At 70.9% G+C, this 20,643-nt stretch carries 17 protein-coding genes; 8 read left to right on the forward strand and 9 right to left on the reverse strand.

Annotated elements, in window-relative coordinates; all coding sequences use genetic code 11:
* Positions 1–319 precede the first annotated feature (319 nt).
* On the reverse strand, positions 320–1,072 hold the full coding sequence (locus BT98_RS0113770) for a GntR family transcriptional regulator (protein ID WP_019461862.1): 753 nt from the start codon (positions 1,070–1,072) through the stop codon (positions 320–322).
* Between the two features lie 3 nt (positions 1,073–1,075).
* Positions 1,076–1,312, reverse strand: coding sequence for a malonate transporter subunit MadL (locus tag BT98_RS0113775; protein ID WP_019461863.1), 237 nt, complete (start codon positions 1,310–1,312; stop codon positions 1,076–1,078).
* A 269-nt stretch (positions 1,313–1,581) separates the two neighbouring features.
* Here BT98_RS0113775 and mdcA point away from each other — a divergent pair, with 269 nt between their 5' ends.
* From mdcA to BT98_RS0113810, 7 genes are read left to right on the forward strand one after another with little or no spacing between them, the layout of a single operon-like run.
* Positions 1,582–3,228, forward strand: coding sequence for a malonate decarboxylase subunit alpha (gene mdcA, locus BT98_RS0113780; RefSeq protein ID WP_019461864.1), 1,647 nt, complete (start codon positions 1,582–1,584; stop codon positions 3,226–3,228).
* Between the two features lie 12 nt (positions 3,229–3,240).
* Positions 3,241–3,558, forward strand: coding sequence for a malonate decarboxylase acyl carrier protein (gene mdcC / locus BT98_RS0113785; protein WP_019461865.1), 318 nt, complete (start codon positions 3,241–3,243; stop codon positions 3,556–3,558).
* Complete coding sequence (locus BT98_RS0113790; RefSeq protein WP_019461866.1) at positions 3,555–4,469, forward strand: biotin-independent malonate decarboxylase subunit beta; 915 nt, start codon at positions 3,555–3,557, stop codon at positions 4,467–4,469. Before mdcC ends, BT98_RS0113790 begins: the two co-directional genes overlap by 4 nt.
* Positions 4,456–5,196, forward strand: coding sequence for a biotin-independent malonate decarboxylase subunit gamma (mdcE, locus tag BT98_RS0113795; protein WP_019461867.1), 741 nt, complete (start codon positions 4,456–4,458; stop codon positions 5,194–5,196). Before BT98_RS0113790 ends, mdcE begins: the two co-directional genes overlap by 14 nt.
* An 8-nt stretch (positions 5,197–5,204) precedes the next feature.
* A complete protein-coding gene (gene mdcG, locus BT98_RS0113800) occupies positions 5,205–5,867 on the forward strand; it encodes a malonate decarboxylase holo-[acyl-carrier-protein] synthase (RefSeq protein ID WP_019461868.1) in 663 nt (220 codons plus the stop codon).
* The gene (gene mdcB, locus BT98_RS0113805; protein ID WP_019461869.1) at positions 5,864–6,706 is read left to right on the forward strand and encodes a triphosphoribosyl-dephospho-CoA synthase MdcB; all 843 of its coding nucleotides are present in this window, start codon (positions 5,864–5,866) and stop codon (positions 6,704–6,706) included. The genes mdcG and mdcB overlap by 4 nt, the downstream gene beginning before the upstream one ends.
* The gene (locus tag BT98_RS0113810) at positions 6,703–7,635 is read left to right on the forward strand and encodes an acyltransferase domain-containing protein (protein WP_019461870.1); all 933 of its coding nucleotides are present in this window, start codon (positions 6,703–6,705) and stop codon (positions 7,633–7,635) included. The genes mdcB and BT98_RS0113810 overlap by 4 nt, the downstream gene beginning before the upstream one ends.
* Positions 7,636–7,659: 24 nt before the next feature.
* On the opposite strand, the gene BT98_RS0113815 is transcribed toward BT98_RS0113810, so the two are convergent.
* The 6 genes from BT98_RS0113815 to BT98_RS0113840 form a co-directional block, all read right to left on the reverse strand.
* Positions 7,660–9,387: an ABC transporter ATP-binding protein gene (locus BT98_RS0113815; protein WP_019461871.1), complete on the reverse strand. Its 1,728-nt coding sequence runs from the start codon at positions 9,385–9,387 to the stop codon at positions 7,660–7,662.
* Positions 9,384–10,499, reverse strand: coding sequence for an ABC transporter permease (locus BT98_RS0113820; RefSeq protein WP_019461872.1), 1,116 nt, complete (start codon positions 10,497–10,499; stop codon positions 9,384–9,386). The genes BT98_RS0113815 and BT98_RS0113820 overlap by 4 nt, the downstream gene beginning before the upstream one ends.
* Before the next feature lie 7 nt (positions 10,500–10,506).
* Positions 10,507–11,493 (reverse strand): ABC transporter permease, encoded by a 987-nt coding sequence (locus BT98_RS0113825; protein ID WP_019461873.1) that lies wholly within the window; start codon positions 11,491–11,493, stop codon positions 10,507–10,509.
* Positions 11,494–11,558: 65 nt separating this feature from the next.
* Positions 11,559–13,532: an ABC transporter substrate-binding protein gene (locus BT98_RS0113830; RefSeq protein ID WP_019461874.1), complete on the reverse strand. Its 1,974-nt coding sequence runs from the start codon at positions 13,530–13,532 to the stop codon at positions 11,559–11,561.
* A 156-nt stretch (positions 13,533–13,688) separates the two neighbouring features.
* Entirely contained in the window at positions 13,689–14,744 is a 1,056-nt protein-coding gene (locus tag BT98_RS0113835; RefSeq protein WP_019461875.1) for a mannonate dehydratase, read from the reverse strand.
* Between the two features lie 235 nt (positions 14,745–14,979).
* Positions 14,980–16,131 (reverse strand): mandelate racemase/muconate lactonizing enzyme family protein, encoded by a 1,152-nt coding sequence (locus tag BT98_RS0113840; protein ID WP_019461876.1) that lies wholly within the window; start codon positions 16,129–16,131, stop codon positions 14,980–14,982.
* A 317-nt stretch (positions 16,132–16,448) separates the two neighbouring features.
* Here BT98_RS0113840 and putA point away from each other — a divergent pair, with 317 nt between their 5' ends.
* Complete coding sequence (gene putA, locus BT98_RS0113845) at positions 16,449–20,135, forward strand: trifunctional transcriptional regulator/proline dehydrogenase/L-glutamate gamma-semialdehyde dehydrogenase (protein ID WP_019461877.1); 3,687 nt, start codon at positions 16,449–16,451, stop codon at positions 20,133–20,135.
* A 248-nt stretch (positions 20,136–20,383) separates the two neighbouring features.
* Here the strand turns inward: putA and BT98_RS0113850 are convergent.
* Positions 20,384–20,643, reverse strand: a 260-nt coding sequence (locus tag BT98_RS0113850; RefSeq protein ID WP_027297248.1) for an ATP-binding protein, incomplete at its 5' end; no start/stop codon positions are given.

A 20,643-nucleotide genomic window follows, 5' to 3' on the forward strand; every position in this document is an offset into this window, starting at 1 on the left:
GGCGCGCAGCCGGGCCTTCGCCACACCCTGTCACGGTTCGCCTTCCCCCCGTTTTATCCCGCCGTCGCGGCCATGCACGCAGCATCCCGCTTAGGGGCCGGTCCTGCAACCGCGATGATGGTGGAGTGGAATGATGGAGCGTTCATCCTGGCCGGGCGTCTCCCCGGAGCCCGGTCCCCGGATGCCCCCCGGGCCGGGCCCGTCGCCGGGCGGGCGGCTCAGGCTCCCCGCGGCACCGTTCCGGGGAGGCACCGCCCGGGCATCGCCGGTTCGCGGGTGTCCGGCACGGATCCTTCACCCACCTGCCGGGACCTCAGCCTCACGCTTCCGGTCGATGCCGTCCTGCGGCGATCCGCTCCTGGTCCTGCTCCTGCGCCGCATGGGCGGCGATGTAGCCGCGCAGCGCCCCGGCGGCGTTGAGCATGTGCGCCCGCATGCAGCGCGCCGCCTCCTCGCCATCCCCCCGCGCGATCGCCGCCATCACCTGCCCGTGCTCCTCGCGCGAGCGGTGGATGCGGTCGCCGTGGCGGAGCTGCGTGCGCCGGAAGGCCGCCAGCCGGCCGCGCAGCGCCATGGCCTGCTCCGCCAGGAAGGCGTTGTGCGTGGCGCGGTAGATGGCGTCGTGGAAATCCCGGTTGAAGCCGTCATAGGCATCGACATCGCCACGCCGCACCATCTCCGCCGAGGCGTCGTGCAGGTCCATCAGCCGGCTGCGCTCCAGCGGCGTCATGCGATAGGTGGCGAGGCGGACGCAGAGCGCCTCCATCTCGGCCGAGGTCTCGAACATGTCCATGATGCGCGTCGCGGTCACGCGGGTCACCACCACGCCCCGGCGCGGGCGCAGCTCCACCAGCCCGCTCACCGCGAGCTGGCGCAGCGCCTCCCGCACCGGGGTGCGGGAGGCGCCGAAGCGGTCGGCCAGGAGCTGCTCGTCCAGCGCGGTGCCGGCCGCCAGGGTGCCGGAGGCGATCTCGTCCGTCAGCGCGTTGCGGATGCGCTCGGACAGGAGAATCCGCTCCTCCGACAATGCCTCCACCGGCTCCGGCACCGATCCCGCCTCCATGCCATCCATCGCTCAGCCGCCCATCAGGGTCCGGACGGCCAGATAGAGCACGGATGGCGCCACGAGGCAGCCCAGGCCGGTGTGGAAAGTGGCGGTCAGCGCGCCATAGGGCACCAGCCGCGGATCGGTGGCGGCGAGGCCGACCCCGCCGACATTGGCCTTCACGCCGGGCGCGAAGCCCAGCAGGTCCCTCAGATGAACGCCGGCCGGGGTGCAGACCGCGAGCAGGGCGACGCCGAAGATGGTCACGGGCAGCCCCCCGGCATGGCGGGACGTTGGGCAAAGGGAAGCGGCATGGGCCGGAATCCTTCCTGGATGTTCCCGAGATCACGGGCCAGTCTGCCGCCAGCCTGGGCTTAAGTATGCAAAACACCGTTCGACAAGCAACAAAGTATGCAACAACGTGGCAACAAACTTGCGCTGTACACGAAATGGCGGATGCGCCACTCTGGCATCCACATGAGGTGAAGGCCGCCCTGCCCGGGGCCGCCGGGTTCCGAGAAGCGGGGAGGGAAGCCATGGCCCAATGGCGCCAGGAACAGGAAGCGCGGGAGGCCCGCATCGCCGCGGGGGCGCCCCTGGCGCAGGGCAAGGTGGTGCCCGCGGCCAGGGCGGGCGCGCTGCTGGAGGCGGTGCTGCGCCCCGGCGACCGCGTCTGCCTGGAGGGCGACAACCAGAAGCAGGCGGACCTGCTGGCCCGCGCCCTGGCCGGGCTCGACCCGGACAAGGTGCATGACCTGCACATGGTGCAGTCGGGCGTGGTGCTGCCCGAGCATCTGGACATCTTCGAGACCGGCATCGCCCGGCGGCTGGACTTCGCCTATTCCGGCCCGCAATCGGCCCGCATCGCGCGGATGCTCTATGGCGGGCAGATCGCACTGGGTGCGGTGCACACCTATCTGGAACTCTTCGCCCGCTACTTCATCGACCTGACGCCGCATGTGGCGCTGATCGCGGCGGTGAGCGCGGATCGCGAGGGCAATCTCTACACGGGGCCGAACACCGAGGACACGCCGACCGTGGTGGAGGCCACGGCCTTCAAGAACGGCGTGGTGGTGGCGCAGGTGAACGAGGTGGTGGACAAGGTGCCCCGCGTGGACATCCCCGGCGACCGCGTGCACTTCGTGGTGGAGGCGGGCAGGCCCTTCTATGTCGAGCCGCTCTTCACCCGCGACCCGGCCGCCATCACCGAGACGCAGATCCTCACCGCCATGCTGGCGCTCAAGGGGATCTATGCCGAGTACGGCGTGCGCCGGCTGAACCACGGCATCGGCTTCAACACCGCCGCCATCGAATTGCTGCTGCCGACCTATGGCGAGCGCCTCGGCCTCAAGGGCAAGGTCGCCACCCACTGGGCGCTGAACCCGCATCCCACGCTGATTCCGGCCATCGAGAGCGGCTGGGTGGAGCAGGTGCACTGCTTCGGCTCCGAGGTCGGGATGGACCGCTACATCGCGGCGCGGCCCGACATCTTCTTCACCGGCGCCGACGGCTCGCTGCGCTCCAACCGCGCCTTCTGCCAGACCGCCGGCCTCTATGCCTGCGACATGTTCATCGGCTCCACGCTGCAGATCGACCTGGAGGGGCATTCCTCCACCGTCACCCAGTCGCGCATCGCGGGCTTCGGCGGCGCGCCGAACATGGGCTCCGACGCGCGTGGGCGGCGCCATCCCAGCGAGCCCTGGCTGCGCGCGGGGCGGGAGGCCGATCCGGACGGCGCCGCCGCGCTGCGGCGCGGGCGCAAGCTGGTGGTGCAGATCGGCGAGACCTTCGGCGACAAGAACGCGCCGCTCTTCGTGGAGCAGCTCGACGCGCTGCTGCTGGCGGACAGGCTGAAGCTCGATCTGGCGCCGGTCATGGTCTATGCCGACGACGTCACGCATATCGTCACCGAGGAAGGCATCGCCAACCTGCTGCTCTGCCGCGACCGGGATGAGCGCGAGCAGGCGATCCGGGGCGTGGCGGGCTATACCCCGCTTGGGCGCGGGCGCGATGCGGGGATGGTGGAGCGGCTGCGCGAACGAGGCGTGATCCGGCGGCCGGAGGATCTGGGCATCGACCCGCTGGATGCCGATCGCGGCCTGCTGGCGGCGCGTTCGATCAAGGATCTCGCGCACTGGTCGGGCGGGCTCTACCAGCCGCCCGCGCGTTTCCGGAACTGGTGAGGAGACGATCCCATGGAGAACCTGACCTTCCGCCACCGGGCCGCGAAGCCGGCCGGCGGCACGCGGAAGACGGCGATCGCCGGCGTGGTCGCCTCCGGCAACCTCGAAGTGCTGGCGGAACGCGTGCTGCCGGGCACGGAATGCGTGGTGGAGATCGCCACCGCCGCGCATGGCTTCGGCACGGTCTGGGAGGCGGTGGTGGCGGATTTCGTCGCGCGCCGCTCGCCCGGCGGCCTGCGCCTTTCGGTGAACGACGGGGGCGCGCGGCCGGACACGGTGGCGCTGCGGCTCGCCCAGGCGCAGCGGCTGATCGAGGAGGACGCGCCGTGAGCCTCGATCTCCGCAAGGCGAGCTGGTACGAGGCCAGCGCCCGCCAGCGCCTCCAGGGGCTGCTGGACCCTGGCAGCCTCACCGAGTTCCTCGGCCCCGAGACGCGCGAGCTGAGCCCGCATCTGCCGCTCTTCGACCTGCCGCGCCAGTTCGACGACGGCATGGTGGCGGGCGCCGGGCGGATCGACGGGCAGCCCGTGCTGGTGGCGGCGCAGGAAGGCCGCTTCATGGGCGGAGCCTTTGGCGAGGTGCATGGCGCCAAGCTGACCGGGCTGCTGTGCGCGGCGCGCGAGATGGGGGCGGCGGGCCGCGTGCTGATCCTCTTCGACACGGGCGGCGTGCGGTTGCAGGAGGCCAATGCCGGCGAGCTCGCCATCGCCGAGATCATGCGCGCGCTGCTGGAGGCCCGCGCCGCCGGGGCGCGCGTCGTCGGGCTGATCGGCGGGCGGAACGGCTGCTATGGCGGCGGCGGGCTGATCGCCGGCTGCTGCTCCCGCCTCGTCGTCTCGGAACAGGGGCGCATCAGCGTTTCCGGCCCGGAAGTGATCGAGACCAACAAGGGCGTCGAGGAGTTCGACTCCCGCGACCGGCCGCTGATCTGGCGGACCATGGGCGGCAAGCACCGCCGCCTTCTGGGCGGGGCGGACGGGTACTGCGCCGACACGATGGGGGCCTTCCGCGAGGCCGCGCTGCGGGCGCTGCATGAGGCGGGCGGCTTCGGCCTCGCCGCGATGCGGGCCGAGCAGAAGCGGCTGGAGGCGCGGCTGCAGCGCTTCGGCAACAGCACCGATGCGCGGGAGATCTGGCGCGCCCTGGGGGCCGAGGCACCGGACACCGTGCCCGAGCTGGACGACAAGGCTTTCGCGGAGCTCGCCACCCGTATCGCGGAGAGCGCCGATGACGCCCGCTGACATGCTCGCTTCCCTCTTCCCGGCCGGCCATGCGGTCCGCATCGGAGAGGACGGGCTGATCGCCGGCAGCGGCACCCTGCCGGATGGGCCACCGGGGGGACAGGAGGCCGTGGTGATCGGCGTGGCGCGCCGCGCGGCCCTGGGCGTGGAGGGGGCGCTGGCGCTGTCCGGCCATGTACTCGCGGCGCTGGAGAAGGACGGCCAGGGCCCGGTGCTGGTGCTGGTGGACAGCGACAGCCAGCGCATGAGCCGGCGCGACGAGCTGCTCGGGCTGAACGAGTTCCTGGCGCATCTGGCCAAGTGCCTCGTCCTGGCCGACCTGCGCGGGCGGCCGACGGTCGGCCTGCTCTACGGCCATACGGCGGCGGGCGCCTTTATCGCCACGGCGCTGGCAACGCGCGTGCTGGTGGCGCTGCCAGGCGCGGAGCCGGCGGTGATGGACCTGCCCTCCATGGCGCGGGTGACCAAGCTCCCGCTGGAGGTGTTGCAGGAGAAGGCGAAATCCACCCCGGTCTTCGCGCCCGGACTGGACAACCTCGCCCGGACCGGCGCGGTGCTGGAAACCTGGGACCCGGCGGCCCCACTGGCGGAACAGTTCCGGGCCCTGCTCGCGCGCGGCCTACCGGAACGCGACACGCGCGCTGTGCTCGGGCAGGAACGCGGCGGAAGGCCGAAGGCGGCGGAGATCGCGGCGCGGGTGCAGGAGCTGGCCCTGCGCCATGGCTGAGGCGGCCCATGGCTGAGACCCCACCGCGCCACGCCCTGCTGCGGGTCTCGCCCGAAGGCTGGGCCGCCATGCTGGAGACGCGGCCGGAATGGCGCGGGGAGCCCCTGCTGGCCGGCTGGGCGCGGCGCGGCTGGCCGCTGGTGGCGCGGCGGCGCGGGGAATGCGAGGCCGCTGGCGGGATCGCGGCCGGGCTGCCCCTGCCGCCTTCCGCCGGCAAGCGGCGCCTCGCCGTGCTGCTGCCCGGGGACGCGGTGACGGAGATCCGCCCGCCCCTGCCCCTGGCCGAGGCCCTGCCCTCGGCGCCCCCGGGCTGGCGGCCGGTGCTGGAGGCGCTGCTCGCCCTGGGCGCGGCGCACCGCGTCACGCCGCGCGTCTTCGGCAGCCTGGCCTGGGCGGCGCTGACCGGGCTGGACTATCTCGGCCCCGCCTCCGACCTCGACCTGCTCTGGCCGGTGCTGCCGCCGCCCCGCATGGCGGCGCTGCTCGCCGCCCTGGGAGGGATCGAGACCCGGGCACCGATGCGGCTGGATGGCGAGGTCCTGCTGCCCGATGGCAGCGGCGCGAACTGGCGCGAGATCCAGGCCGGTGCGGCGGAGATCCTGGTGAAGCGCGCCGGGGGCGTGGCGCTGCTTCCGCGCGCGGATTTCCTCGGCACGGCGGGGGCCGCATGAGCTTCCTCCGCCCCCTGCCCCAGGCGCTCCGGGCCGAGGCCGCGCGGATCGGCGGCCTTGCCGCGCGCTGCCTGGTGCTGGAGGTGGAGACATGGCCCAAGCCGGGCCTGGTCAGCCATGTGGACAATGGCAGCCATACGGACATGGATGCGGGCAGCTTCCGGCGCAGCGCGGCGGCGATCGAGCCCTTCCTGGCTCGCCTCGCCCTTGCCGGCATCGAGGGGGCCTCCATGCCCCGGCTCCGCGCCATCGGGCTGGAGGCGGAGGGGGCCATGCTCCGCGCCACGGGCGGGGTGAACACGCATCGCGGCGCGATCTTCGGTCTGGGCCTGCTCTGCGCCGCGGCCGGGGCCCGGCTGAAGGGCGCCCAGGGCACATTGGGCGATGTGGTGGAGCGCCTCTGGGGCGGGGAGATCCTCGGCACGCCCTCCGCCCCCGACAGCCATGGCGGGTGTGCTGCGCGGCGCCATGGCGCGGGCGGGGCGCGGCAGGAGGCGGCGGCGGGCTTCCCTACCCTCTACCACACCGGCCTGCCGGCGCTGCGGCAGGGGGCGCGGCTGGCCCCGGGGGATGACGAGGCGGCGCGTGTCCAGTCCTGCTTCGCCCTGATCGCCACGCTGGGCGACACCAACCTGCTGCACCGGGGCGGGGCGGAGGGCCTGGCCTTCGCGCAGTGGGCCGCCCGCGGCTTCCTGGAAGGCGGCGGGGTGGGCCGGCCGGGCTGGCGCGCGGCGGCGGCCGGGATCGGCGCGGATTTCGTGGCCCGGCGCCTCAGCCCCGGCGGTTCGGCCGACCTGCTGGCCATGAGCCTTTTCCTGCGGGCGATGGAGGCCGCATGACCCTCGCCCTGCTCTGCCCCGGCCAGGGGACGCAGCACGCCGGGATGTTCGCCCTGACCGCAGCGGCGCCGGAGGCCGCGCCACTCTTCGCCGCCGCCACGGCGCTTCTGGACGAGGACCCGCGCCGCCTCGTCCGGCGCGCGGATGCCGCCACCCTGCACGGGAACCGGATGGCGCAGGTCCTTTGCGGCACGCAGCAGCTCGCCGCCTTCCTAGCGCTGCGCGGGGCGCTGGGGGGGCGGCTGGTCGTGGCCGGCTACAGCCTCGGCGAGGTGTCCGCCTGGGGCTGCGCCGGGCTGCTGCCGCCGGAACGGGTGCTGCCGCTGATCGCACGCCGGGCCGAGGCCATGGACGCGGCCGGCGGCCCCGGGGAAGGGCTGGCCTATATCCGTGGCCTGGAGAGGGACCGGGTCGAGGCCCTCTGCGCCCGGCACGGCGCGGCGCTGGCCATCGTCAATCCGGGGCTGCTGCATGTGGTCGGAGGCCCGGCTGCGGCGCTGGCCATGCTGTGCGAGGCGGCCCGCGCGGCCGGTGCCCTGCGGGCCGAACCCCTGCCCGTCCATGTCGCGTCCCACACGCGCTTCCTGGCCGGTGCCGTCGGCCCCTTCCGCGACGCCATCGAGGAGGCCCGGCCCGCGAAGCGCCCGGCCCCCGGATGCCGGCTGCTGAGCGGCATCGACGCGGCCCCGGTGCTCGACGGAGCCCAGGGGGCGGAGAAGCTGGCGGCACAACTGGCGCGGACCATCGAATGGTCGGCCTGCCTGCAGGCCTGCGCCGAGGCCGGGGCCAGCGCCTTCCTGGAGCTCGGCCCCGGCCGCGCCCTGGCGGCCATGGCGGCGGAGGCCTGTCCCGGCATCCCGGCCCGCAGCCTGGAGGATTTCCGCAGCCTGGACGGGGTGCGTCACTGGCTGGCGGGTCACGCCGCCTGACAGGCGGGCGGCGCCCGCCGGGGCTCAGGCCACGTAGCGGAAGCGCTGGTGCATCCGCCGCGCCCGCGGATCGGGGCGCGGAATGGCGGAAAGCAGGGCCTGGGTATAGGCATGGGCCGGATGGTCGCAGACCTGCCGCGCGGGGCCCGTCTCCACCACCTTGCCGCGATACATCACCGCCACCCGGTCGCACATGTAGCGGATCACGCCGAGGTCGTGGCTGATGAAGACATAGGACAGGCCCAGCCGGTCCTGCAGTCCCATCAGCAGGTCCAGCATCTGCGCCCGCAGCGACACGTCGAGCGCCGAGGTCGCCTCGTCCGCCACGATGATGCGCGGGTTCAGCGCGATGGCGCGCGCGATGCCGATGCGCTGCCGCTGCCCGCCGGAGAAGGCATGGGGATAACGCTCCCGCCAGTCCGGGTTCAGCCCGACCTGCTTCAGCAGCTCGGCCACGCGCGCATCGAGTTCCCGGCCCTTGGCGATCCGGTTCACCAGGAGCGGCTCGCCCACGATCTGCGCCACGGTCATGCGCGGGTTCAGCGAGGAAACGGGGTCCTGGAAGACCATGCGGATCTCCCGCCGCGCGGCGGCCAGCACCTCCTTGTCCGCCGTGGCGAGATCGACGATCCCGCCATCGGCGCGGCGGTAGCGGATGGCGCCGGCGGTCGGCTGGTACATCCGCAGCAGGCAGCGGCCCATCGTGGTCTTGCCGGAACCGGATTCCCCCACGATGCCCAGCGTCTCGCCGGGGCGGAGCTGGAGCGAGACGTCGTCCACCGCCAGGACCGGGTTCCTGGCATTGCCGAAGATCATGGTGAGGTTGCGCACGTCCAGCACCGGCGGCACCTCGGCCGGGATGGGCTTGCGATGCTGGCGGATCTCCGCCTCGTGCTCCAGCTTGAGCACGGAGCCGATCAGCATCTTCGTGTAGGCATTCTGCGGCGCGTGGAAGACCTGATCCACGGGGCCGCCCTCCACGACCTTGCCGTGGTACATCACCAGCACCTCGTCGGCGATCTCGGCCACCACGCCCATGTCATGGGTGATGAACATCACCGCCATGCCGTGCTGCGCCTGGAGGCGCTTGATGAGGTCGAGGATCTCCGCCTGGGTGGTGACGTCGAGCGCGGTGGTCGGCTCGTCCGCGATCAGCAGCGACGGGTTGCAGGCCAGCGACATGGCGATCATCACGCGCTGCCGCATCCCGCCGGAGAACTCGAAGGTGTAGCGGTCGATCGCCTGCTCGGGGCGGGGGATCTCCACCTGCCCCAGCAGCTCGATGCAGCGCGCCCGCGCCTGGGCCTTGCTCATGCCCAGGTGCAGGCGCAGCACCTCGGTGATCTGGTCGCCCACCGTATGCACCGGGGAGAGCGAGGACATGGGCTCCTGGAAGATCATCGCGATCTCCCGCCCCCGCACCGCGCGGATCTGCCGGCTGCGCGGATGCAGCTTCGCGAGGTCCACCGAACTGCCATCCGGCCGGTGCAGCACCATGGCGCCGCCGACGATCCGCCCCGGCGCGTCCACGATCTGCAGGATGGAGCGCGCGGTGACGCTCTTGCCCGAGCCGCTTTCCCCCACCACGCAGAGCGTGCGCCCGCGCCGGAGCGTGAAGGAGACGCCGTCCACCGCCTTCACCACCCCCGCCCGGGTCGGGAAATGCGTGACGAGGTCGCGCACCTCCAGCACGGTGTCGGAGGGTGCCGGCATCGGGGCCGCCGGCCGGGCCTCCAGGATCGTGGCGCTCATTTGTTGTACGGGTCCGCGGCGTCGCGCAGACCGTCTCCCAGGAAGTTGAGGGCGATCACCGACAGCACCACGGCGACGCCGGGGGCGAAGAGCCATGGTGCCGTGGCGATGGAACGGATGTTCTGGGCCTCCCGCAGCAGCACGCCCCAGGAGATGGTTGGCGGCTGCAATCCCAGGCCCAGGAAGGAGAGCGAGGTCTCCGCCAGGATCATCGCCGGGATGGCCAGCGTCACCGAGGCGATGATGTGGCTGGCGAAGGAGGGCAGCATGTGGCGGAAGATGACCCGCTTCTCCGAGGCGCCGTCCAGCCGCGCCGCCGCCACGAAGTCCTCCGTCCGCAGGCTGAGGAAGCGGCCGCGCACCACGCGGGCGAGCTGTGCCCAGCCGGTGAGCGAGAGGATCAGCGTGATCATGAAATAGTTCAGCGTCGCCGGCCAGTCATGCGGCAGGGCGGCCGAGGCGGCGAGCCAGATGGGAATGGAGGGCAGCGAGAGCACGAATTCCACCGCGCGCTGCACGGCGGAATCCACCCAGCCGCCGTAATAGCCGGAGACGCCGCCCAGGATGATGCCCAGCGTCAGCGACAGGAAGACGCCGACAAGCCCCACCGAGAGCGAGATCTGCGCCCCCTGCATGATGCGGGAATAGACGCAGCGCCCCAGCCGGTCCGCGCCCAGTGGCAGCACCACCTGCCCCGGCTCGCCCGGGGCCAGGAGGTGGACGCGGGTGGGGAAGAGGCCGAGGAGGTTGTGCTCGTAGCCCTGGCCGAAGAGGCGCAGGCGCACCACCCGGCTCTCGTCCGGCACGTAGCGCATCTCCAGCGTCTCGGGGTCGCGTTTCAGGATCGAGGGATGGACGAAGGGTCCGAAGCTGCCATCCGGCGCGACGAAATGGATCATCTGCGGCGGATGGTAGGCGGCGCGGGTGTTCTGCTGCTCCGGATCGTTGATCGCGAAGAAGCCGGGCACCAGGGCGACGACGTAGAAGATGACCGTGACCACCAGCCCGATCATGGCGAGGCGGTGGCGGCGGAAGGCCCACCAGACCAGCTGCCATTGCGAGGCGACGGCGAGGCTGCGGCGGTCGATGGTCCCGAGGACGGCGTCGGACATGGGATCGCTACTCCAGCCGGATGCGCGGATCGGCGATGGCGAGGAGGATGTCGCTAATCAGCGAGCCCATCAGGGTCAGCACGCAGATCAGCAGCACGAAGGCGCCGGCCAGGTACATGTCCTGGCTCATCAGCGACTGCAGCAGCATCGGCCCCGCCGTCGGCAGGTTCAGCACGATGGCCACGATGATGGAGCCGGAGACGAGGTTCGGCAGCAGCCAGGCGATGGTGGAGATGAAGGGGTTCAGCGCCACCCGCATCGGGTATTTCACCAGCAGGTGGAATTCCGAGAGGCCCTTGGCCCGGGCGGTGGTGACATAGGGCCGGTGCAGCTCGTCCAGCATGTTCGCCCGCATCACGCGCACCAGGCTCGCCGTGCCGGAGACGGCCAGGATCACCACGGGAATCCAGAGGTGCGAGAGCAGGTCCAGCAGCTTCGCCATGCTCCAGGGCGCGGCGACGTACTCGTCGGAGAAGAGGCCGCCGACCTCCTGCCCCCATTCCACCGCGGCGAAGTACATCAGCACGATGGCCAGCAGGAAGGAGGGGATGGCCAGCCCGACGAAGGAGAGGAAGGTCAGCACGTAGTCGCCGACCGAGTACTTCCTCACCGCCGAGAAGACGCCGAGCGGCAGGGCGATGGCCCAGGTCAGGATCAACGTGGCCAGCGTCAGCACCAGGGTCAGCGCCATGCGCTCCCAGATCAGCCCGCTCACCGGCTGCTGCCATTCGAAGCTCAGGCCGAAATCCCCGCGCAGGAGGATGTTGCCCATCCACTTCACGTACTGGACCAGCATCGGCTGGTCGAGGCCGAAGCGTTCCCGCAACTCGGCGGCGGTGTTCTGGTCCACCGTTTCGTTGGAGGCGGCGAGCGTGGCGATATAGGTCGTCACGTAGTCGCCGGGTGGAAGCTGGATCAGCACGAAGGCCAGGAAGGAGACCACCAGCAGGGCGGGCACCATCCAGGCCAGGCGCTTGAGGATGAATTTCAGCATGGTCCCGCCAGAAAGGTTCAGGGCGCCTTGCCCTGCCCCACGAAGGGGGCAGGGCCGCGCCGGGGCTACGACGAGAAGAAGAACTGCTGCGGCAGGGCCGGGCCCGGATTGGGCCAGGACCAGGAATTGGGATAGCGCGGCGGCACGTTCTGCAGGTTGTTCCGCACCACGCCGAAGGAGTTGCAGTAGAGGCAGATGCCGATCGGCTCGAAGGCCTCGGCGGCGATGTCGAAGACCTGCTTCATGATCTCGCCGCGCTTGGCCAGGTCCGCCGTGCCGCGCGCCTGGTCGAAGAGCTGCATCCGCTTCTTCTGGTGCTCGGGCGGCTCCTGCCCTTCCTTGCCGCCGGACACGTACCACTGCGCCCAGGGCAGGCCGTAGCGCGTGCCCTGCGGATGCTGCGCGAAATAGTCGCGTGGGTCGATCATGGGGTCCAGCCCGCCCGGCCCTGCCCAGGTGGCCGCGTCGTGGTCGTTGTTGTCGCCGCGCGTGTAGTAGAGGGCGCGCTCGATGGTGTTGACCTTGATGTCCACGCCGATCGCGGCCCAGTGGCGCTTCACCAGCTCCAGCGCATCCACCTGGTCCGGCGCCAGGGTCGGGATGACATCGACGGCGAAGAAGACCTTCTGCCCGTCGGGCCGCAGGCGGAAGCCCTGCCCGTCCTTCTTGTTGTAGCCGAGCTCGTCCAGCATGGCATTGGCCCTGGCCGGGTCGTACTGGGTAAACTGGCGGCCCAGCGTCTCGTGATACCAGGGATGCCCCGGGCGCGGTCCCATCTGCCAGGGCTCGGACTGGCCGAGATAGACCAGCTCGATGATCTCCGCCCGGTTGATGCCGTGGGACAGCGCCTGGCGGAAGCCCTTGTTGCCGAACATGGCCCGCATCTGCGGGTCCTTGTGCGTCAGGTTCAGGTAGATCTGCATCTGTTGCGAGGAGGCGCCGATCAGCTCCACCAGGTGGTAGCCACCCTTCTGCATGTTGCGCGACAGGGTCGGCTTGTTCTGCAGGCTGTCGATATGCCGGTCCTGGATGTCGAGCTTGCCGGAAACGGCGTCGATCATCAGGGATTCGACATCCTGCGAGATGCCGAGATTCAGGCGGTCGATATAGGGAAGCTGGTTGCCCGCCGTGTCGACCTGCCAGAAGTACGGGTTGCGCTCCAGCACCACGCGCGTCGCGCCACCGGCATAGGGCTCGCGGATCATCCAGGGATCGAGCACCGGCTTCTCGGGATTGCCCCAGCGCGAGGGGATCTCGACGTCGCCGCACTTCGCGCGGAACAGCGCGGCCCAGTCGGACATGCCGGCCGCCTTCGCGGCCTCCGCGACGCCCGTGCCGTACTTGGGGTGGAACTGGCTGCAGTAGTGCTTCGGGAACAGCGTCGGGTACTGGCCGAGCGGCGTGGCCAGCGCCTCCATGAACATGGCGTAGGGCGCAGCGAAGCGGAAGCGGACCGTGTTGTCGTCCACCTTCTCCGCCGTGCCGGGCTTGTTGGCGATGACGATGGCCGAGGGCGGCGAGCGATACAGCTCGGTGTTCTTGGCGCAGTCCTCGATGGCGAAGACGACGTCATCGGCGGTGAAGGGATGGCCGTCCGACCACCGCATGCCGGGGCGCAGGTGGAAGGTGAATTCCGTCGCGTCGGCGTTGATCTCCCAGCGCTCGGCGACGCTCGGCAGCACCTCGGTATAGGCGAGGTTCCAGCGCACCAGCCCCTGGTTGCCGACGATCTTCAGGATGCCGTTGTGGTCGGAGGAGCCGCGCAGCCCGCGCCGCAACGTGCCGCCATAGCGGCCGGCCTTCTCGACCTGCACCACCAGCGGGCTTTTCGGCAGGCGCTCGGCCAGCGGCGGCAGTTTCCTGTCCGCCGCCAGCCTGGCCAGGTCCGGCGCTTCCTTTGCGGCTGCTCCCTGGGCGGAGGCGGCGCCCGGCAGGGCCATGGCCACCGTGGCGCCGACGGCGCCCTGCAACAGGCGGCGGCGTTCCAGGCGACAGGATCCAGGCACCGCCCGGGGGCGGCTTTCCTTGTTCTCGGACATCTCTTCCTCCAGGCCGCCGGGCTGTTCCCCGGTCGGTTTGCGCTTCGCGCTCTTGTTTCCGCACTTTGGCGGTCTTTACTTGCGGACCTTTGGAGACCGGGGCCGTTCCGGTTCAATCGGAATTCATGAAAGGGTAATAATCACCATCGATCAAAGTCAATCAACTTCGCGATCCAGGCGGCCCATCGCCTGCAGAAGTCCGGTGATGTAGCCATAGCAGAAGGCGAAGGCCGTATCCCGGGGATCGCGTCCGCTGATGGTCGGCACGTGATCGGGCATGATCATGTGCTCATAGCCGGTCTCGCCATAGGTCCTCAGCGACTCCCACATGTCCATGTCGCCATCCTCCGGGAAGGTCTCCATGAAGGAGAGCCTGCCGCCGCGGATGTTGCGGAAATGCACGTTGAAGATCTTCTTCCGTTCGCCGAACCAGCGGATGACGTCGCCGACCTCGCGCCGCGGGTCGTCCAGCATCTCGCCGACCGTGCCCTGGCAGAAGTTGAGGCCATGGTAAGGGCTCTCGCGCATCTGCACGAAGCGCTTCAGCCCTTCCACCGTGCCCAGCACGCGTGTCACGCCGCGATAGCCCGGCGGCGTGTAGGGATCGTGCGGATGGCAGGCGAGGCGGACGCGGCTGCTTTCCGCCACCGGCACGACGCGTTCGAGGAAATAGTCGACGCGCGCCCAGTTCTCGTCCTCCGGCAGGATGCCCGCCAGGGTGGGCGGCGCGTCATGGTCGGCCTTCTCCCAGCGGAAGGCCTCGCTCATCGCGCCGCCCCGGCTGGGTTCCATCGCGGTGCGCGGGATGCCGATGATGTTGAGGTTGTACTTCGCGGCGGGGATGCCGGCCTCGGCCAGCCGTTCGATCAGACGGCAGATGCCGTCGATCTGCCGGTCGCGGTCCGGCCCGGCGGACAGGATGTCAGGGCTGTGCTGCTGCTCGATCGGGCGCGAGGAGAGCGGCAGCTGCACCATGTCGAGCGACAGGCCGAAGCCTCCGAGCCTGTCGCGGAAGCGCAGCAGCGTGTCGAGCGTCCAGTCATGCGGGTTGCCGGGCGGATCGGCGCAGACGTGGCGGATGCCGAGTTGCGCCATCACCCGGTAGTCTTCGTCGTCGCGGGCGGGGACCTGGGTGCCAAGATGCACGGTCAGGCCCTGCCCCGTTCGAGGAGCATGGCGGCGCCCGCAGCCGCATTCGTCACCCGAGGACATGACATTCGCGCCAAGGCCCGCTCTCCCTGCCCAGACATCCGCGAGGGGTGCCATGGCTCTTATATTTGTCATATGAATAGAGTGGAAATGGCCGGCTCCACAAGCGGATTTCCAGGCTCCGTATGGGGTTTACGGATGCCGGTGCCTCCGGGTGCCGGTCACCGTCCCGATCGCTCGCCTGAGCGAGCGGAATGGTATGATCAATCCCGCCGGCTTCCGGACCTTGCCCGTCGCCTCAGGGGAAGGCGGTGGAGCCGTCGGGGCGGCGCGGCACCTTGCGCTCCCAGTGGATGTAGCCGTCCTGGCGCAGGTACTCCTCGTCGATCTCCACACCCCAGCCTGGCCGGTCCGGACGGAGTTCGAGATAACCGTCCCGTGGCAGGTAGGGATCGCGCACATAGCAGCCCGCCCCCTCCCCCATCGGTGGCAAGCGGTATTCCAGGATGCGGAAGTTCGGCTGCGACGCGCAGAAATGCAGGTTCACCGCCGTGGCGAGCGGCCCCATCGGGTTGTGCGGCGCGATGGTGACGTAGTGCGCTTCCGCGATGGCGGCGATCCTGCGCATCTCCAGCAAGCCACCCACGGCGCAGACATCCGGCTGGACGATGTCGCAGCCCTGTACCTGGAGAAGGCGCAGGAACTCGAAGCGGCTATAGAGGGATTCCCCCGTCGCCAGGGTGCAATCCAGGCCGCGCCGCAACGCGCCCCAGGCCTCGAAGTTCTCCGGCCGGATCGGCTCCTCGAGGAAGAGCGGGTCATAGGGTGCCAGCGCATTGCCCAGCTGCATCGCCTGGCGCGGCTCGAAGATCTTGCCGTGTGCGTCGAAGGCGATCTCGAAGCCGGATGGCAGCGTTTCCCGCAGTTGCCGGAAGTATTCCGCACTGCTCCGCACCACCTCGCCCCAGCGATGCGCGTGCAGGTCGATGCGGTAGGGGCTGAGCTTGAAGGCGGTGAAGCCCCAGGCCGCGTGCAGCGCCTCCATCTCCGCCCGCGCCTGCGGCGGGTCAGGCGCAGTATAGACGCCCGCATAGACCCGCACGCGGTCGCGCGCATGGCCGCCCAGCAGCATGTACACGGGCACGTCCAGCGCCTTGGCTGAGATGTCCCACAGGCAGTGGTCGATGGCCGAGATGGCGGCGAGGCCCAGCGCGCCCGGCGGGAAGCGGGATTGCTGCATCAGGAACTGGATCAGGTATTCGATGCGCCGTGGGTCCTGCCCCGCCAGGAAGGTGGCGAGGTAGTCCAGCAGCGGCGGAAGGGCCCTGTCCGGGCCGTGGTTGTAGCATTCGCCCCAGCCGGTGATCCCCGCATCCGTGTCGATGGCCAGCAGCACGCGCGGGCGGTCCCTGTCGCGTGTCATGAAGGCGCGCAGCCGTTCGATCCGCACCCGTTCCCTCCCCTTGCCCGGCCGGCCTTCCCGCGCGGCGGAGTATCCCGCCCCGCGGCGTCCGGCTTCTTCCGGGGGAGGAAACAATGGCGCGTGGCAGACCGCAATGGGCCTGGAGGCCAGGTCCGCCGGGGCGCCGCCGCGGCCCGGGACCGCTCCGCTGGCTTCCCGCTGCTCCGGGCGCCTGAAGCCGGAAGGGGGAGGGCCCATGATCCTGCCGTATGAAATTCAGGTGCGGGCCAGAACTAACGAATCATATTCGGTCGTGAAAATGATACCCCTTCGATCGTACCGCCAAAGCCGGAACCAGCCACCTCATGTCGCTCGCCGCCCGCCTCGATATGCCGTCCGCCGCGCCCATTCCCTTCGATGCCTTCGCCGCCTCGGTCCAGGCGCAGGGCCCGCTCCGCGCCGCCATCACCCGGCACGAGCGCGCGGCGGAGCCCGGCTGCATCGCCCGCCTCCTGCCGGACGCCACTCTCCCGGCCCCGCTTGCCGCCCAGGCGACCGCCACCGCCACGCGGCTGGTGGAGGCGCTGCGCCGCAAGGGCACGCGCGGTGCGGTCGAAGGGCTGGTGCAGGAGTTCTCGCTGTCGTCGCAGGAAGGCGTGGCGTTGATGTGCCTGGCGGAAGCGCTGCTGCGCATTCCCGACACCGCCACGCGGGACGCGCTGATCCGCGACAAGATCGGCAGCGGGGACTGGCGTTCGCATCTGGGGCACTCGCCCTCGCTTTTCGTGAACGCCGCCACCTGGGGGCTGGTGGTCACCGGCCGCCTCGCCACCACCAGCAGCGAGACGGGGCTGTCGCACGCGCTGACACGGCTGATCGCACGGGGCGGGGAGCCGGTGATCCGCAAGGGCGTCGATCTGGCGATGCGGATGATGGGCGAGCAGTTCGTCACCGGCCAGACCATCGCCGAGGCCTTGGTGCGGGCCCGGAAGATGGAGGCGAAGGGCTTCCGCTATTCCTACGACATGCTGGGCGAGGCCGCGACCACCGCCGCCGATGCGGAGCGCTACCACCGCGACTACGAGACGGCGATCCATGCGATCGGGCAGGCGGCGGCGGGGCGCGGGATCTATGAGGGGTCGGGCATCTCCATCAAGCTCTCGGCGCTGCATCCGCGCTATGCGCGGGCGCAGCGCGACAGGGTGATGGCGGAGCTGCTGCCGCGCGTGGCCCTGCTGGCCGGGCTGGCGAAGCGCTACGACATCGGGCTGAACATCGATGCCGAGGAGGCCGACCGGCTCGACCTCTCGCTGGACATCCTGGAGGCCCTCTGCCTCGACCCCGCGCTGGCCGGATGGGACGGCCTCGGCTTCGTGGTGCAGGCCTACCAGAAGCGCGCGCCCTTCGTGCTGGACTTCGTGATCGACCTCGCGCGGCGTTCCGGCCACCGGCTGATGGTCCGGCTGGTGAAGGGCGCCTACTGGGACAGCGAGATCAAGCGCGCGCAGATCGACGGGCTGGAGGACTTCCCCGTCTTCACGCGCAAGCGGCACACGGATGTCTCCTACCTCGCCTGCGCGCGGAAGCTGCTGGAGGCGCGCGACACCGTCTTCCCGCAATTCGCCACGCACAATGCCCAGACCCTGGCCAGCATCCACGCCCTGGCCGGCGAGGGTTTCCGCATCGGCGACCATGAGTTCCAGTGCCTGCACGGCATGGGGGAGCCGCTCTACGAGGAGGTGGTCGGGCCGGGAAAGCTGGACCGCCCCTGCCGCATCTACGCGCCGGTCGGCACGCATGAGACGCTGCTCGCCTATCTCGTGCGCCGCCTGCTGGAGAACGGCGCCAATTCCTCCTTCGTGAACCGCATCCAGGATCCCGCCGTGACGGTGGAGGCGCTGGCCGCCGATCCCGCCGCGCAGGTGGCGGCGGAACAGCCGCCGGGCGCGCCCAACCCGCATATCGCACTTCCGCGTGGCCTCTTCGGCACGGAACGGGTGAACTCCCTCGGACTGAACCTGAGCAACGAGGCCGAGCTGGCCCGGCTGGCCACGGCGCTGCGGGACAGCGCGGCGCAGGACTGGCGCGCCGCGCCGCTCCTGGCCGGCATGAAAGGCCAGGGCCTGCCACGCCCGGTGCTGAATCCGGCCAACCACCGCGACCGGGTCGGCATGGTGGTGGAAGCCTCGGCGGAGGCGGTCGGGAGCGCGTTGCACATCGCCTCGGGGGGCTCCGCGGCCTGGGCCGCGGAGCCCCCCGAGGCGCGCGCCGCCTGCCTGTCCCGCGCCGCCGATCTGCTGGAGCAGCGGATGCCGCTCCTGCTCGGCCTGCTGGTCCGGGAGGCCGGGAAGTCCTTCGCCAATGCCGTGGCGGAGGTGCGGGAGGCGGTGGACTTCCTGCGCTACTACGGCGCGCAGGTGCGGCGGGACTTCCGCAACGGCACGCATCGTCCGCTCGGGCCGGTGCTCTGCATCAGCCCTTGGAACTTCCCGCTCGCCATCTTCACCGGGCAGGTCGCGGCGGCGCTCGCCGCGGGCAATCCGGTGATCGCCAAGCCGGCGGAGGAAACGCCGCTGATCGCCGCGCAATCCGTGGCCATCCTGCACGAGGCCGGAGTTCCCGCCGGGGTGCTGCAACTCCTGCCCGGCGACGGCCAGGTGGGCGCGGCGCTGGTCGCGGACGCGCGCATCCACGGCGTGATGTTCACCGGCTCCACCGAGGTGGCGAGGCGCATCCAGGCGGAGCTGGCGAAGCGCCTGAACCCCGGCGGCGCGCCGGTGCCGCTGATCGCCGAGACCGGCGGGCAGAACGCGCTGGTGGTGGATTCCTCCGCCCTGGCCGAGCAGGTGGTGGGCGATGTGCTGGTCTCCGCCTTCGACAGCGCGGGGCAGCGCTGCTCCGCGCTGCGCGTGCTCTGCCTGCAGGAGGATGTGGCGGACCGCGTCCTCGCCATGCTGCGCGGTGCCCTGGCGGAGCTCTCGACCGGCAATCCGGAGCGGCTTTCCACCGATATCGGGCCGGTAATCACCGGCGAGGCCCGGGACGGAATCCTGGCGCATATCGAGGCGATGCGAGCGGCCGGGTATCCGGTGCACCAGTCCGCGCTGCCGGAGGAATGCCGCCACGGCACCTTCGTGCCGCCGACCATCATCGAGATCGACAGCCTGGAGGCGCTGACGCGGGAGATCTTCGGCCCCGTGCTGCATGTGCTGCGCTTCCGCCGCGACGGGATCGAGGCGCTGATGCGGGCGGTGAACGCCACCGGCTATGGCCTGACCTTCGGCGTGCATTCGCGCATCGACGAGACCATCCAGCGCGTCACCGCCCTGGCCCGGGCGGGCAACGTCTATGTCAACCGCAACCTGGTCGGCGCCGTGGTCGGCGTACAGCCCTTCGGCGGGCACGGGCTGTCCGGCACGGGCCCCAAGGCGGGCGGGCCGCTCTACCTCCGCCGCCTGCTGGCCGCGCGCCCCGCATCGACAGGCCTGCCGGCGGGCACCGCGCCCGCCCCCCTCCGCGCCCCCCTCCGCGCCTGGGCGGCCTGGCTGGCCGGGCGCGGCGAGGCCGGCGCGGCGGCGGAAGCCGAGGCCCTCGCCGCCGTCACGCCCGCCGGCCTTGCGCTTGAGCTCCCCGGCCCGGTGGGCGAGCGCAACGCCTATGCCACCGAACCGCGCGGCAGCGTGCTGTGCCACGCCGCCGATGCCGCAACGCTCCACCGCGCCGTCTCGGCGGCGCTGGCCGCCGGCAACCGCGCCCTGATCGCCGCCGGTGGCACGCGGCTGGGGGCGCCCCTGCCGCCCGCCCTGGCCGCCTGGGTGCGTGAGGCCGGCCCCGCCGCCCTGCCGGAGGTGCAGGCCGTGCTGTTCGGTGGCATGGAGGAGGCGCTGAAGGCCCTGGCGCAGCAACTCGCCTCGCTCGACGGCCCCCTCGTCCCGGTCCATGTCGCCGATGCGGAAACCGGCTTTCCGGCGGAGTTCCTGCTGCTGGAACGCTCGGTGAGCACCAACACCGCCGCGGCGGGCGGCAACGCGAAGCTGATGATGCTCGGCTGAACGGCATCCCGGGCTTTCGCTGGTTCTGGTGGATGCCGTCAGGCTGCCGGTTGATCCCCGGAAGCAGGTGGAGACGCGGGGCGCCCGGAAAGAGGAACGACACGCTGTCCGCGCTGGCGGCACCGGCAGTCCGCCGGAGAGCATGGCTCTCCGGTGCGATCCGGTCATAGGGTGTCAATCGGCACTGAATTGGGACCCCAGATCGGCACGCAAAAGGGACCCTCTTGTGAGGTGTGTTGAGGGGGCGTTCAGGCGCGGTTCTTGAATCGCCAACTATCGTTGCCGGTCTCGACGATGTCGCAGTGGTGAGTGAGGCGGTCGAGTAAGGCAGTGGTCATCTTGGCGTCCCCAAAGACGCTGGGCCATTCACCAAAAGCGAGGTTGGTGGTGACGATGACCGAGGTCTGCTCGTAGAGACGGCTGACAAGGTGGAACAGCAACTGGCCGCCGGACTGGGCGAATGGCAGATAGCCGAGCTCGTCGAGGACAACGAAATCCAGGCGGCAGA

The organism is Roseomonas mucosa ATCC BAA-692, from assembly GCF_000622225.1.
GTDB classification, from domain to species: Bacteria; Pseudomonadota; Alphaproteobacteria; order Acetobacterales; family Acetobacteraceae; genus Roseomonas; species Roseomonas mucosa.